Source organism: Allobosea massiliensis, assembly GCF_042655245.1.
GTDB lineage: Bacteria > Pseudomonadota > Alphaproteobacteria > Rhizobiales > Beijerinckiaceae > Allobosea > Allobosea massiliensis.
The window spans coordinates 58,482-71,798 of sequence record NZ_JBHSLU010000008.1 but is presented as its reverse complement, the minus strand read 5'-3'; the positions used below and the strand labels follow the sequence as shown (position 1 = coordinate 71,798).

At 68.2% G+C, this 13,317-nt stretch carries 14 protein-coding genes; 2 read left to right on the top strand and 12 right to left on the bottom strand.

Features of this window, described 5'->3' with window-relative positions; translation table 11 throughout:
- Positions 1 to 31 precede the first annotated feature (31 nt).
- Together purF and ACFPN9_RS05595 are read left to right on the top strand one after the other, a co-directional pair.
- Positions 32 to 1,519 (top strand): amidophosphoribosyltransferase, encoded by a 1,488-nt coding sequence (purF, locus tag ACFPN9_RS05600; RefSeq protein WP_067254953.1) that lies wholly within the window; start codon positions 32 to 34, stop codon positions 1,517 to 1,519.
- A gap of 164 nt (positions 1,520 to 1,683) precedes the next feature.
- Positions 1,684 to 2,424 carry an SDR family NAD(P)-dependent oxidoreductase gene (locus tag ACFPN9_RS05595; RefSeq protein ID WP_066716330.1) on the top strand — a complete coding sequence of 247 codons (741 nt, stop codon included), beginning with the start codon at positions 1,684 to 1,686 and terminating at the stop codon, positions 2,422 to 2,424.
- 86 nt (positions 2,425 to 2,510) lie between these two features.
- On the opposite strand, the gene der is transcribed toward ACFPN9_RS05595, so the two are convergent.
- From der to nuoN, 12 genes are all read right to left on the bottom strand, one after another.
- A complete protein-coding gene (der, locus tag ACFPN9_RS05590) occupies positions 2,511 to 3,938 on the bottom strand; it encodes a ribosome biogenesis GTPase Der (protein ID WP_377815857.1) in 1,428 nt (475 codons plus the stop codon).
- A gap of 172 nt (positions 3,939 to 4,110) precedes the next feature.
- Positions 4,111 to 4,773 carry a tetratricopeptide repeat protein gene (locus ACFPN9_RS05585; protein WP_066716336.1) on the bottom strand — a complete coding sequence of 221 codons (663 nt, stop codon included), beginning with the start codon at positions 4,771 to 4,773 and terminating at the stop codon, positions 4,111 to 4,113.
- Between the two features lie 111 nt (positions 4,774 to 4,884).
- Positions 4,885 to 5,982: a tRNA preQ1(34) S-adenosylmethionine ribosyltransferase-isomerase QueA gene (queA, locus tag ACFPN9_RS05580; RefSeq protein ID WP_066716339.1), complete on the bottom strand. Its 1,098-nt coding sequence runs from the start codon at positions 5,980 to 5,982 to the stop codon at positions 4,885 to 4,887.
- A gap of 7 nt (positions 5,983 to 5,989) precedes the next feature.
- Entirely contained in the window at positions 5,990 to 6,460 is a 471-nt protein-coding gene (locus ACFPN9_RS05575) for a peptidylprolyl isomerase (RefSeq protein ID WP_066716341.1), read from the bottom strand.
- The gene (locus ACFPN9_RS05570) at positions 6,460 to 7,125 is read right to left on the bottom strand and encodes a hypothetical protein (RefSeq protein WP_066716344.1); all 666 of its coding nucleotides are present in this window, start codon (positions 7,123 to 7,125) and stop codon (positions 6,460 to 6,462) included. The genes ACFPN9_RS05575 and ACFPN9_RS05570 overlap by 1 nt, the downstream gene beginning before the upstream one ends.
- Positions 7,126 to 7,129: 4 nt before the next feature.
- Positions 7,130 to 7,684 carry a peptidylprolyl isomerase gene (locus ACFPN9_RS05565; protein ID WP_066716346.1) on the bottom strand — a complete coding sequence of 185 codons (555 nt, stop codon included), beginning with the start codon at positions 7,682 to 7,684 and terminating at the stop codon, positions 7,130 to 7,132.
- 401 nt (positions 7,685 to 8,085) lie between these two features.
- Positions 8,086 to 8,316, bottom strand: a complete 231-nt coding sequence (locus ACFPN9_RS05560; protein ID WP_066716349.1) for a DUF1467 family protein — start codon at positions 8,314 to 8,316, stop codon at positions 8,086 to 8,088.
- The gene (locus ACFPN9_RS05555; protein WP_066716350.1) at positions 8,313 to 8,723 is read right to left on the bottom strand and encodes a RidA family protein; all 411 of its coding nucleotides are present in this window, start codon (positions 8,721 to 8,723) and stop codon (positions 8,313 to 8,315) included. The genes ACFPN9_RS05560 and ACFPN9_RS05555 overlap by 4 nt, the downstream gene beginning before the upstream one ends.
- A gap of 4 nt (positions 8,724 to 8,727) precedes the next feature.
- Entirely contained in the window at positions 8,728 to 9,132 is a 405-nt protein-coding gene (gene mce / locus ACFPN9_RS05550; protein WP_377815851.1) for a methylmalonyl-CoA epimerase, read from the bottom strand.
- 28 nt (positions 9,133 to 9,160) lie between these two features.
- On the bottom strand, positions 9,161 to 10,831 hold the full coding sequence (locus ACFPN9_RS05545) for a ribonuclease J (RefSeq protein ID WP_066716354.1): 1,671 nt from the start codon (positions 10,829 to 10,831) through the stop codon (positions 9,161 to 9,163).
- A gap of 119 nt (positions 10,832 to 10,950) precedes the next feature.
- Complete coding sequence (locus ACFPN9_RS05540) at positions 10,951 to 11,727, bottom strand: biotin--[acetyl-CoA-carboxylase] ligase (protein WP_066716357.1); 777 nt, start codon at positions 11,725 to 11,727, stop codon at positions 10,951 to 10,953.
- 159 nt (positions 11,728 to 11,886) lie between these two features.
- The gene (gene nuoN / locus ACFPN9_RS05535) at positions 11,887 to 13,314 is read right to left on the bottom strand and encodes an NADH-quinone oxidoreductase subunit NuoN (protein ID WP_377815848.1); all 1,428 of its coding nucleotides are present in this window, start codon (positions 13,312 to 13,314) and stop codon (positions 11,887 to 11,889) included.
- Positions 13,315 to 13,317: the final 3 nt, after the last annotated feature.

The following is a 13,317-nucleotide window of genomic DNA, read 5'->3' as shown; positions in this document are numbered from 1 at the left end:
AGCCCCTCGTCCCGCCGCCAGGAGCCCAGACATGGTCGCAGAATCCTCGATGAAGGCTTCGGCAAACGAGGCCGCCTTCGATCCCTATGCCGACCGGCTGCGCGAGGAATGCGGCGTCTTCGGCATCTTCGGGCATGCCGATGCGGCGGCGCTGACCGCGCTCGGCCTGCACGCGCTCCAGCATCGCGGCCAGGAGGCGGCGGGCATCGTCACCTTCGATGGTGGGCGTTTCCATTCCGAGCGCCGCCTCGGCCTCGTCGGCGATGCATTCTCGGAAGCGGCCGTGATCGACAAGCTGAAGGGGTCGCAGGCCGTCGGCCATGTCCGCTACTCGACCACCGGCGAAACCATCCTGCGCAACGTCCAGCCGCTCTTCGCCGAGCTGCATGGCGGCGGCTTCGCGGTCGCTCATAACGGCAACCTGACCAACGGCCTGACGCTGCGCCGCAACCTCGTCCGCGACGGCGCGATCTATCAGTCGACCTCCGACACCGAGGTGCTGTTGCATCTCGTGGCGCGCTCCCGCAAGCCGCGCTTCATCGACCGTTTCGTCGAGGCGATCCGCCAGATCGAGGGCGCCTATGCCTTCGTCGGCATCACCAACAAGAAGCTGATCGGCGCGCGCGATCCGCTCGGCATCCGCCCGCTGGTGCTGGGCGAACTCGACGGCGCCCCCATCCTGACCTCGGAGACCTGCGCGCTCGACATCATCGGCGCACGCTTCATCCGCGAGATCGAGAATGGCGAGGTGGTCGTCATCTCGGAGAGCGGCATCGAGAGCCACAAGCCCTTCCCGGCGGTGCCCGAGCGGCCCTGCATCTTCGAATACATCTATTTCGCCCGCCCCGATTCGATCGTGAAGGGGCGCAGCATCTATGAGCGCCGCAAGGCGATGGGCGCGCAGCTGGCGCTGGAATCTCCGGCAAAGGCCGACGTGATCGTGCCCGTGCCGGATTCCGGCGTTCCGGCGGCGCTGGGCTATGCGCAGGCGAGCGGCATTCCCTTCGAGCTCGGCATCATCCGCAACCACTATGTCGGCCGGACCTTCATCGAGCCGACGCAGAAGGTGCGCGAGCTCGGCGTCAAGCTGAAGCATTCGGCCAACCGCTCGGTGGTCGAGGGCAAGAGCATCGTGCTCGTCGACGACTCGATCGTGCGAGGAACGACCTCGTTCAAGATCGTGAAGATGATGCGCGAGGCCGGGGCGCGCGAGGTGCATTTCCGCATCTCCTCGCCGCCGATCACGCATCCCGACTATTACGGCATCGACACGCCCGATCGCGAGAAACTGCTGGCGGCGACGCATTCGCTCGAGCAGATGCGCGAATTCGTCGGCGCCGATTCGCTGGCCTTCATCTCGGTGGACGGGCTCTATCGCGCCATGGGCCATGAGCGGCGCGATCCGATCCGGCCGCAATTCACCGATCACTGCTTCACCGGCGATTATCCGACCTCGCTGACCGACGTGATCGGCGAGAGCGCCAAGCAGCAGATCTCGCTGCTGGCCGAGGCTGGCTGATCGAGAGGCCGGTCTCTCCGCAGCCCTCATCCTGAGGAGCCGCGGAACGCGGCGTCTCGAAGGATGATCCAGATTTCTCCGGAGCCCCATTAGGACATCCTTCGAGACGCGCCTTCGGCGCTCCTCAGGATGAGGGCTGCGGATGTGGGCACGGGGGACCAGGAATGACCCAACCTCTTTCCGGGCGCGTCGCGCTCGTCACCGGCGCCTCGCGCGGGATCGGTCGGGCGGCGGCGCTCGCCTTCGCCAAAGCCGGCGCCCATGTCGTCGCACTGGCGCGGACCAGCGGTGCGCTCGAGGAACTGGACGACGAGATCCGGGCCGAAGGCGGCAGCGCCACGCTGGTCCCGCTCGATCTCGGCGACGCTCCGGCGGTCGAGAAGCTCGGCCCGGCCCTGCTGCAGCGCTGGGGCAAGCTCGACATCCTCCTGGCCAATGCCGGTATCCTCGGCCCGCTCTCGCCGCTGACCCATGCCTCGCCCAAGGAGTGGGCCAAGGTGTTCGACACCAATGTCACGGCGAACTGGCGGCTGCTGAAGTCGGTCGAGCCCGCGCTGCAGGCCTCCGATTCCGGACGCGTCATCCTGATGTCCTCGGGCGCAGCCCACAAATGCCTCGCCTATTGGGGCCCCTATTCGATCTCCAAGGCGGCCGTCGAGGCGATGGGGCGCACCTATGCCGCCGAGACGGCGACGACGCCGCTCAAGGTGATGCTGGTCAATCCGGGGCCGCTGCGCACGCGCATGCGGGCTGAGGCGATGCCGGGCGAAGACCCGCTGACGCTGAAGACGCCGGAGGAGCTGGCGCCGCATCTGGTCGCCATCGCCTCGCCGAACTGGGCCGAGAGTGGCAAGATCTTCGACTTCCCGCAGGGCAAGGTGCTCAGCCCGCAGATGCCGGGCTGAGGTTCACGCGTCATGCTCTGGCGAAGACCCGAGCGTCTCTTGCCGCAGATTCTCGGGTCTTCGCCCGAGAATGACACGCGGGATCGTCACCCGGCGCGCTTGTTCCTGTCGTAGGGGTTGTCGCCGCCGCGGGTGTGCAGGCGGATCGGCGTGCCCGGCAGATCGAAGGCCTCGCGCAGATTGTTGACCAGATAGCGGGTGTAGGACACCGGCAGATGGTCGAGCTGGTTGCCGAACAGTGCAAAGGTCGGCGGGCGCGCCTTGGCCTGCGTCATGTAGCGGATCTTGATGCGCCGCCCCGCCACGGCCGGAGGCGGATGGGCCGAGAGCACGCCTTCGAGCCAGCGGTTGATCCTGGCCGTCGAGATGCGGCGGTTCCAGACCTCATAAGCGGTGAAGACGGCCTGCATCAGCCGGTCGATGCCTTCGCCGGCCAGGCCCGAGAGCGGGATGATCGGCACGCCGCGCACCTGCGCCAGGAGATGGCTCGCCTTCTCCTTCAGCTCGGCGAGGAGGCCGTTCTTGTCGGCCACCAGGTCCCATTTGTTGAGGCCAATGACGACGCAGCGGCCTTCGCGCTCGGTCAGGTCGACCAGCGTCAGGTCCTGCTTTTCGAAGGGGATGGTGGCGTCGAGGAGCACCACGACGACCTCGGCGAAGCGGATCGCACGCAGCGAATCCTGCACCGACATCTTCTCGAGTTTTTCCTCGATGCGGGCGCGCTTGCGCATGCCCGCCGTGTCGAACAGCTTCACCGGGCGGCCGCGCCATTCATAGTCGACCGAGATCGTGTCGCGGGTGATGCCGGCCTCGGGGCCGACGAGCAGCCGGTCCTCGCCGATCATGCGGTTGACCAGCGTCGACTTGCCGGCGTTGGGGCGGCCGATGATGGTGACCCGGAGCGGTTTGCTCGGGTCGTCATAGGCGCCCTCCTCCTCGCCCTCCGGCGCGGCGGCGGGGGCATCGACCCAGCGCTTGTCGCCATAGCTCTCGTCGAAGGGCTCGTCTTCCTCGGGCTCGACATCGACAAAAGGCGCCAGCGCCTCGAGCAGGTCGGAGGTGCCCTCGCCATGTTCGGCCGAGAAGGGCACGGGATCGCCGAGGCCGAGCGAATAGGCTTCGAAAATGCCGTCCAGGCCTTTCTTCCCCTCCGCCTTGTTGGCCAGCAGGATGACGGGCTTCCCGGATTTGCGGACGAGGTCGGCGAAGGGCTGGTCCATCGGCGTCAGGCCGAGCCTGGCGTCGATCATGAACAGGATGACATCGGCCTGGGCGATCGCCACCTCGGTCTGGGCGCGCATGCGGCCGGCGAGAGAGCCGGGATCGGCCTCTTCCAGCCCCGCCGTGTCGATGATGGTGAAGCGCAGATGGCCGAGCGCGGCGTCGCCCTCACGGCGGTCGCGCGTCACGCCCGGCCGGTCATCGACCAGAGCGAGCTTCTTGCCGACGAGCCGGTTGAACAGCGTCGACTTGCCGACATTGGGACGGCCGATGATGGCGACAGTGGCGGTCATTCTGATTGCATATTCCGTTACGCCGTCATCCCGGACAAGCCGCGAAGCGGCGCCGATCCGGGATCCATGCCGGAACGCAGCACGGGCAGGCTCAGGCATGGATCCCGGGTCGACCAGCGGTCGCCCGGGATGACGGCGTCGAGTCTCGTTTTTGGCGACTTGCCCGCGATCGTCAGTTCTTCGTCTCGACCGGCCCGCCACGCACCAGAGCGAGGTAGAGTTCGGTGCGCTGGCGCAGGACGGCGGGGGATTGCGGGTCGGTGACGATGGCATCGAACCAGCGGCCGGCATCCTCGAAGAGATTGGCCTTGAGCGCGGCGATGCCGAGGAATTCGCGGGCCGAGTGGCGCCAGGCCCCCTGCGGCGTCGCCAGCGGCTCCAGAGCCGTCCGCAGTTCGGAAAAGGGCACGAGATCGACGCGCAGCATGCCGGCCCGCAAGCGGGCGAGATCACGATAGAGCTGCCCCAGCGAACCGTCGGCCGCGATCTGGTCGAAGGCAGTCGCTCCGGCGGCAGCATCGCGCTTGGCCGTCTCGGCCGCGAGGCGGAAGCGGGCGATCTGGCGGTACCCCGCCGGCGCGTTCGCAGCGAGTTCGCCGAGGATCGTCTCGGCCTCGGTCCCGTTGCCGTCGCGCGAGGCCTTGAGGGCCGCCTCGAGCCGGGCGCCGACGACCTGCGAGGCCTGCTGCTCGCGGTAAAGCCAGAACTGCCAGCCGGCCACGGCCGCAACCGCGAGAACGGCCAGGCCCGTGACGAGCCAGCCATATTTCTTCCAGAGCTCCGCCGCCTTGTCGCGGCGCACTTCCTCGTCAATCTCGCGGAAAATATCGGCCATGGTCCGTCAGATATCCTGTGTGGTGCTGCCCGGTAGCATTTCCACCCGGCAATGGCGAGCCGGAACAGGATTTTCCTGGGTCCGACGACGCATTCGTCATCAGGCTGGCAGTTAGGGGGAGCCCGGCTGGGCCCGATGCAGCAGGCTGCCGTCGCCGTAGGAGTAGAAGCGATAGTTCTGCGCGATCGCATGGGCGTAGGCCCGTTTCATCACGTCGAGGCCGCAGAAGGCGGAAACGAGCATGAACAGCGTCGAGCGCGGCAGGTGGAAATTGGTCAGCAGCAGATCGACCGCGCGGAAACGGTAGCCCGGCGTGATGAAGATCGCGGTGTCGCCCGAAAACGGCTGGATGACGCCGTCTTCGCCGGTCGCGCTTTCGAGCAACCGCAGCGAGGTGGTGCCGACGGCGACGATGCGCCCGCCTCTCGCCCGCACGGCATTGAGGGCTGCGGCCGTCTCGGGGGCAATCGTCCCCCATTCGGCGTGCATGCGGTGGTCTTGAGTATCCTCGGCCTTCACCGGCAGGAAGGTGCCGGCGCCGACATGGAGCGTGACGAGATGACGGGTGACACCCCTCGCCTCCAGCGCGGCCACGAGCTCGGGCGTGAAGTGCAGTCCGGCCGTCGGCGCCGCGACGGCGCCGTCCTTGCTGGCATGCATGGTCTGGTAGTCCTGCGCATCGGCGGCATCGGTCGCGCGCTTGCCCGCGATATAGGGTGGCAGCGGCAACTCACCCAGGCGGGCGATGGCCTCGTCGAGATGCGGACCGGCAAGCGCGAAGCGCAGCTCGACCTCTCCGCCCTCCGCCTTGGCGACGATCTCGGCCTGAAGGCGGCCGAGCTCGCAGGCGCTGCTCTCGGATTCGTCGCCGAAGGTGACGGTCTCGCCGAGCGCCAGCTTCTTGGCCGGTCGCGCGAAGGCGCGCCAGCGATCGGCCGCCTCGCGCTTGTGCAGCATGATCTCGATGCGGGCGGAGGCTTCGCCCCGTCGGCGGCGGCCATAGAGCCGCGAGGGGATGACGCGCGTGTCGTTCAGGACGAGCGCGTCACCGGGTTGCAGCAGCTGGACGAGATCGCGGATGCCGCGATCCTCGAAGGGCTGCGGGGCATCGGGCCGGACGACGAGCAGCCGCGCCGCATCGCGCGGGCTGACGGGCCTCAGCGCGATGCGGTCTTCGGGCAGGTCGAAGTCGAAGAGCCCGACATCCACGGCGATGTCAGGCCGCGTCGGCCATCACCTTCATCGAGACGATGGAGTCGGGGTCGCGCACGGGCTCGCCGCGCTTGATGTTGTCGACATTCTCCATGCCTTCCACGACCTGACCCCAGACCGTGTACTGCTTGTCGAGGAAGCGGGCGTCCTCGAAGACGATAAAGAACTGGCTGTTGGCCGAGTTCGGGTTCTGGGCGCGGGCCATCGAGCAGATGCCGCGGACATGCGGCTCGGCGTTGAACTCCTGCGCCAGGTCCGGGTGCTTCGAGCCGCCGGTGCCGGTGCCGTGCGGGCAGCCGACCTGGGCCATAAAGCCGTCGATGACGCGGTGGAAGACGATGCCGTCATAGAAGCCCTCGCGCGCGAGCAGCTTGATGCGCTCGACATGCTTGGGCGCGAGGTCGGGGCGCAGCTTGATCACCACCTTGCCCTTGGTGGTTTCCATGACGAGGGTGTTCTCGGGATCGAGCGACATCAGATCGGCCTTTCATTAGACGGCGCGCGGCCGTGGAAGCGGATGGACAAGGGTCGCCCCGCGATAGCGGCTCCGAGCTGCGGCGACAACCTCATAGGTGTGCAGCTGCGAACGGCCGCAACGACGGAGTCGGTGAAACGACGGCGCAGATCGGACTCGGTGTTCTGCGTCTGCCAGGTCACGCGCGGCTGCCCGAAGAGCGAGCCGTCGCGGCGCAGGCTGAAGCGCACCGTCGCCATCGCACCGCTTTCGGGACCATCCATCGCGGGCGGAGTCCAGCAGCGCCGCAGTGCCGGGGCGATGTCGGCGAGGCGGTCGAGCGCGCCGCCGTCGGGCGACTTCATCGCCGGCTCGACGGTGCCGACCACACCGATCTCGCCGCTGCCCGGACGTGGCGCCGACGGGACCGGTCGTATCGCGGCACCCGGCCCGTCGGCATCGCCGCCGAAGCGGCCACCGACGCCGGGAAGGTAGCGCTGGCCCGAGGGGGGCGGCAGCACCGGGTTCTGCGACCCGGAGGGTGGCGGCAGGACCGGGTTCTGCGATCCCGATGCCGGTGGCAGGCCGAGATCGGTCGTACCCTGGGCAACGGCCCCGTCCGCCGCGAGCGCGAGCAGAGCGAGGGCGAGCGCACCGCCGACGGCGCGCTGCGCCCTGCCCGCCATCGGGTTACTTCGCGTCCGACTGGAGACGCATGCGGATGATCTTGTCGGGGCCGCTGACCATGCCGCTGCCGGGAGCCCCCTTCTTGATCTTGCGGACGGCCTCCATGCCCGAAACGACCTCGCCGAAGAGGGTGTACTGGCCGGTCAGCGAGCCGCAGCCCTCATAGCAGATGAAGAACTGCGAATTCGCCGAATCGGGGGACTGCGAGCGGGCCATGCCGACCGAGCCGATCTTGTAGGGGGTGGGCGTGAACTCGGCCTTGATGTTGGGCAGGTCGGAGCCGCCGGTGCCCGTGCCCGTCGGATCGCCGGTCTGGGCCATGAAGCCGTCGATGACGCGGTGGAAGACGATGCCGTCATAGAAGCCGCGCTTGGTCAGCGTCTTGATCTGCTCGACATGCTTGGGCGCGAGATCGGGCCGCAGGCGGATCGTCACCGGCCCGTCCTTGGTCTCGAGGATCAGGGTGTTGGCGGGGTCCGGCGTCTGGGCGCCGACGGGGGCCGCCGCGAGGCCGAGCGAGGCGAGAAAAGCGAGGGTGGCAAGCGAGTTGCGCAGCATGATCGTCTCCTGGGCCGCCGGACACCGGCGTGTCTGTCAACGCGGGCGTCGTAACGGCATCCTTTGGCCGGAACAAGGCGCTTGCGGGGCCCTCTAGCACGATGTTGCACCGCACAAGTGCAGCGCAGAATAAATTTGCAAAAAGTTGAGGCTCCGCCTGCCTAAAGTGATGACAAGCGTATGGCGATCGGTTATCAAACCCTTGCTGGACACGCTTTGTTGATCGAAGCGCCGCGGACCAGGTCTCGGGAGGACAAACGCCCGCCAAGTATACGAGTCGCACTCAGGAAGATGTGCGCCGTTACTGCGGTAAAAACAGACTAGAGAAGGCAAGGCATCGGCCTTGCCTTTTTCTTTGTCTGCTGTCCGGCGAAGGCAGCGCCGCCGCTCCGCTCCGGGGCTCAGATGTCGAGCGCCGCCCAGCCATACCAGACGAAGAGGAAGACCACCGCCGCGATCAGCGTGGTGATGACGGCCTTCCGCATCAGGCCCGGCAGAGCCGGCGCGCCGGGCTCGGTGCCCTCGACGACCTCTCCGCTCTCGACCTGGCTGCGGATGCCGAAGGGCAGCACCGCGAAGAGCACGGTCCACCAGATCACGAAATAGACGGCAAAGGCGCTGGCGAAGGTCATCGGCGCTCAACTCCCTCGGCGCCCGCCAGCGCGATGCAGGAGAAGGCGACGCGCGCCTGAGTCGGGACGCCGAAGCGGGCGGTGTGGCGCGCCGGCAGTCCGCCCGGGAAGTGCTTCACATATTCGGCGTTGCAGGCGGCATAGTCCGCCGGATCGGTGATCAGCATGGTCATCTGCACGACGCGTGCGAGCGAGCTGCCCGCCTCCGTCAGGATCCCGGCGATATGGGCCAGCGCGTTGCGCACTTCGTCTGCCTGCGTCTCGCCACGGTGGATGCCGCGGGCGGGATCGTGCGGTGCGGAATGGCCGGAGACGAAGACGAGGCCGCCGGCACGTGTCGCCGCGCTGAAGGGCCGCGGCGAACCGGGCTCCGGCTGGCCGAAGAAGCTGATCGGGGACGCGTCCATCGCCTCAGGCCTGCTCGAGTTCGACCAGCGTGCCGGTGAAGTCCTTCGGGTGCAGGAAGAGGACGGGCTTGCCGTGCGCGCCGATGCGCGGCTCGCCCGTGCCCAGCACCCGCGCACCCTGCGCCTTCAGCCGGTCGCGCGCGGCGAGGATGTCGTCGACCTCGTAGCAGATGTGGTGGATGCCGCCATCGGCATTGCGCTCGAGGAACTTGCCGATCGGGGACTCGGCGCCGAGCGGTTCGAGCAGCTCGACCTTGGTGTTCGGCAGTTCGACGAAAACGACCGTGACGCCATGCTCCGGCTGCGGCAGCGGCTGCGAGACGCGGGCGCCGAGCGTGTCGCGATAGAGCGCGGTCGCGGCCGCGAGATCCTTCACGGCGATGGCGACGTGGTTGAGGCGTCCGATCATGGTGCTCCCCTGCTGGTTCCGGCCGATCCTAAACCTCGATCACGAGCGCATGCACCAGCGGCTTCTTGCCCCACTCCTCGTTGACCGCACTGCGCAGACCGCGCTCGAGCGCGTTGCGCAGCGCTTCGGGGTCGCGCCGGCGCGCCTTGGGGATGCCGTCGATCAGCTCGGACACCGCATCGGCGACATATTCGTCGAAGCCGGTGCCGTCGCGCGTATAGGGCGGCAAGCCGAGCACCGCGATCTCCGGATCGCCGGCGAGACCGCCCTTCTCGTCGATCGCCACTGCGACCGAGATCATGCCGACGAAGGACAGCCGGCGGCGCTCGGGAATCGTCTTTTCGAGTGCGTTCACCAGAAGGTTGCCGTCCTGGTAGAGCCGGCCATGGGTGACCTCGTCGATCTTGCCGGCGCCCTCGGGCGCGATCGCGACGACATCGCCATTGCCGGCGCGCACCACCGTCTTCACGCCGAGCCCGCGGGCGAAAATCGCATGCTCGGACAGGTGCAGATCCTCGCCATGGGCGGGGATCACGATCTGCGGCTTCAGCCAGCCATAGAGGCGCGCCATCTCCTCGCGGCGCGGATGGCCGGAGACATGGACCAGATGGGTGCGGTCCGTGATGATCTCGATGTTGTCGCGGGCGAGCGCGTTCTGGATGGCGCCGACCGCCTTCTCGTTCCCGGGAATCGTGCGCGAGGAGAAGATCACCCGGTCGCCGGGCGAGAGCGCGATCTCGGGATGGTCGTCGGAGGCGATGCGGGAGAGCGCGGCGCGCGGCTCGCCCTGGCTGCCGGTGAGCAGGCAGACGACCTTGTCGCGCGGCAGGTAGCCATAGGTGTCGGCCGAGCGGAAGGCGGGGATGCCATCGAGATAGCCGCATTCGCGCGCGACATCGATGACGCGATCCATGGCGCGGCCGACGACGACGACCTCGCGCTGGTCGGCCATCGCCGCCTCGGCCACCGCCCGCAGACGAGCGACGTTCGAGGCGAAGGTGGTGACGGCCACGCGGCCCGGCGCGGAATGGACGAGTTCCTTGAGCTTGGCCGCGACATCCGCCTCGCTCGGCGAGGTGCCGTCGCGCATGACATTGGTCGAGTCGCAGACCAGCGCCAGCACGCCCTCCTCGCCGAGTTCGCGCAGGCGCTTCTCGTCGGTCGGCAGACCGACCTGGGGCGTCGGGTCGATCTTCCAGTCGCCGGTATGGACGACGAGGCCGACGGGGGTGCGGATGGCGAGCGCGTTCGATTCGGGGATCGAATGCGCGACCGGCACGAACTCGATGTCGAAGGGGCCGAGCGTGATCCGGCCGCCCTGCGCGACGGTATGCATCGGCACCTTGGGCGCACCGGGCTCCGAGAGGCGGCGCGTGGCGAGGAGGCCGGCCGCGAATTGCGTGCAGTAGACCGGGGCGCGCAGCGAGGGCCACAGCGCTGCGAGCGCGCCGATATGGTCCTCGTGGGCATGGGTGATGATGATGCCGAGGAGGTTGGCCCGCTCCTCGACGATGTAGCGCAGGTCCGGCAGGACGATGTCGACGCCCGGAACCTCGGGCCCCGCAAAGGACAGGCCGCAATCGACCAGAATCCATTTCCGCCTGCCCTCCGGCCCATAGCCGTAGAGAGCGGCGTTCATGCCGATCTCGCCGAGGCCACCGAGGGGAACGAAGACGAGCTGGTCTTTGGAGCGGGTCACGAAGAGTCCTGACTGGTCGGCAGCCGGCGACGCCGGGAGGATGGGGGAGCCCTAACACGCGGCGCCGCAGGGCTCCATAGCGGCGGCATGTCGCCCATGTGCCTAAGCGGGGGGCGCCGTCAGCGGGGCGCATCCTCCACAACAGCGGCACCGAAGAACAGATCGCCGGCATCGAAGGTTTGTGTCCCCGTCGACGTCTCGAGCAGCAGCCGGCCGCCGGGGTCGAGGCCGACGAAGACGCCGGTGACGGCGCCCGAGGGCGGCCGGATCGTGATCGTTTCGCCGAGGAAGGCCGCCCGCTCCAGCCAGGCCTCTCGGATGGGGCCGAAGCCGCCGGGCCGGCACCAGATCGCGAAACGCTGTGCCCAGGCCTCCGCCAGCGCCTCCAGCACCGCCTCGATCGTGACATCGGGCGCATGGGCGCGCAGGAAGCTCGCAGGATAGGGCGTCCCTTGCGCGCAGGACGCGATGTTGATGCCGAGGCCCGCGATGACGGCGAAGCGCCCTGCCCCGCTCTCGCCTTCGAGCAGCAGACCCGAGCATTTGGCGCCGTCGATCAGGAGATCGTTCGGCCATTTCAGCGCCAGCCGCGGCGCCACGAGCCCGGTCACGCGGGCGGCGGCATCGTGCAACGCCAGCCCCGCGACGAAGCCGAGCTGCGGCGCGAGCGCCGGCTCGCACGGGTTCACCAGAAGAAGGCTGGCGTAGAGATTGCCCGGCGGCGAGGTCCAGTGCCGGCCATGGCGGCCGCGCCCGGCATTCTGGCTGCGGGCGACGATCCAGAGCAGGCCGGGGTCGCCCTGGTGGAGCGCGCGCCGCGCCTCCTCCATGGTCGAGCCGACCTCGTCGCGGATGATCAGCCGGTAGCCGGCGGCGCGGGCGGCCTCACCGAGCATATGACAGATCCGGCCACCTCGCCGTCATCCCGGGCGCAGCGAAGCGGAGACCCGGGATCCATGCCTGAACGGTTCCGGCATGGATCCCGGATCGGCGCGGCTTTGCCGCTTGTCCGGGATGACGGCGGTGGTTCAGGAGGGCTCCCGGAAGCGCCAAGCTCAAAACAGCGACTTCGCCGCAGCCCCGGCCGAGTTCAGCAGCGGGGCCGGCAGCAGCGACAGCGCCATCACGAAGAGCGCCGAGATCAGCAGCACCGCGCGAACGCCGATGTCGCCCTTCTCGAAGGCCGGCTTGGGCTCGTCGAAATAGATCACCTTGACGAGGCGCAGATAGTAATAGGCGCCGATCACGCTGGTGACGACGCCGACCACGGCGAGCACGTAGAGCTTGGCGTCGATCGCGGCGAGGAAGACGTAGAACTTCGCCCAGAACCCGGCGAGCGGCGGGATGCCGGCGAACGAGAACATCATCATCGACAGCGCGAAGGCCATCCAGGGATTGGTCCGCGACAGGCCGGCGAGCTCGCCGATCTCCTCGACCGGCTTGCCGTCGCGGCGCATCAGCAGCACGCAGGCGAAAGCCGCCAGCGTCGTCGCCAGATAGATCGCCATATAGACCAGCACGCCCTGGACGCCGCTGACGGTGCCGGCCGCGAGACCGACGAGCGCGTAGCCCATATTGGCGATGGAGGAATAGGCGAGCAGGCGCTTGATGTTGGTCTGGCCGATCGCAGCAAAGGCGCCGAGCGCCATCGAGGCGATGGCGATGAAGATCACGATCTGCTGCCACTCATGCAGCGCGCCCGGGAAGGCGCCGACGAAGATGCGCACGACCATCGCCATCGCCGCCATCTTGGGTGCGGAGGCGAAGAAGGCGGCGACCGGGGTCGGTGCGCCCTCATAGACGTCCGGCGTCCACATGTGGAAGGGCACGGCGGAGATCTTGAAGGCGACGCCGGCGGCGATGAAGACGATGCCGAAGATCAGACCGAGGCCGGCATGGCCGTGCTGCACGGCCGCGGCGATGCCCGGATAGGTCACCGTGCCCGTGAAGCCATAGACCAGCGAGGCCCCGTAGAGCAGCATGCCCGACGAGAGCGCGCCGAGGACGAAGTATTTCAGGCCCGCTTCCGTCGACCGGGCGTTGTCGCGGTCGAAGGCGGCGACGACATAGAGCGCCAGCGACTGCAGTTCGAGGCCGACATAGAGGCTGATGAGATCGTTCGCCGAGATCATCATCATCATGCCGATGGTGGCGAGCACGACCAGGATCGGGAACTCGAAACGCATCGAGCCATCGCGGCGCAGGCTGTCGGCCGAGAGCAGGATCGCGGCCGCCGCGCCCAGCAGCGTCAGCACCTTGAAGAAGCGGGCGAAGCCGTCGGCGATGAAGCCGTCATTGAACGTCAGAGCCCGGCCCGTGCCAGACAGCACCAGGACGAGCGTCAGCGCGAACAGCGCCAGCGCCACGCCCTCGAGCAGGCGCGTCGCCTTCTCGCCGCGGATCGCGCCGACCAGCACCATCGCGATGGCGCCGATGGCGAGGACGATTTCCGGGAGTGCCGGGCCGAGAGCGGGCAGAGCCATCCT

Excerpts from the sequence above, each read along its gene's own strand:
- ACFPN9_RS05540 (WP_066716357.1), bottom strand. The coding sequence starts at position 11,727 with ATGCTCGGTGAGGCCGCCCGCGCCGCCGGCTACCGGCTGATCATCCGC.
- ACFPN9_RS05565 (WP_066716346.1), bottom strand. The coding sequence starts at position 7,684 with ATGCTGCGCAACTCGCTTGCCACCCTCGCTTTTCTCGCCTCGCTCGGC.
- ACFPN9_RS05570 (WP_066716344.1), bottom strand. The coding sequence starts at position 7,125 with ATGGCGGGCAGGGCGCAGCGCGCCGTCGGCGGTGCGCTCGCCCTCGCT.
- purF (WP_067254953.1), top strand. The coding sequence starts at position 32 with ATGGTCGCAGAATCCTCGATGAAGGCTTCGGCAAACGAGGCCGCCTTC.
- ACFPN9_RS05575 (WP_066716341.1), bottom strand. The coding sequence starts at position 6,460 with ATGTCGCTCGATCCCGAGAACACCCTCGTCATGGAAACCACCAAGGGC.
- ACFPN9_RS05560 (WP_066716349.1), bottom strand. The coding sequence starts at position 8,316 with ATGACCTTCGCCAGCGCCTTTGCCGTCTATTTCGTGATCTGGTGGACC.
- ACFPN9_RS05555 (WP_066716350.1), bottom strand. The coding sequence starts at position 8,723 with ATGGACGCGTCCCCGATCAGCTTCTTCGGCCAGCCGGAGCCCGGTTCG.
- mce (WP_377815851.1), bottom strand. The coding sequence starts at position 9,132 with ATGATCGGACGCCTCAACCACGTCGCCATCGCCGTGAAGGATCTCGCG.
- ACFPN9_RS05585 (WP_066716336.1), bottom strand. The coding sequence starts at position 4,773 with ATGGCCGATATTTTCCGCGAGATTGACGAGGAAGTGCGCCGCGACAAG.
- ACFPN9_RS05595 (WP_066716330.1), top strand. The coding sequence starts at position 1,684 with ATGACCCAACCTCTTTCCGGGCGCGTCGCGCTCGTCACCGGCGCCTCG.
- der (WP_377815857.1), bottom strand. The coding sequence starts at position 3,938 with ATGACCGCCACTGTCGCCATCATCGGCCGTCCCAATGTCGGCAAGTCG.
- nuoN (WP_377815848.1), bottom strand. The coding sequence starts at position 13,314 with ATGGCTCTGCCCGCTCTCGGCCCGGCACTCCCGGAAATCGTCCTCGCC.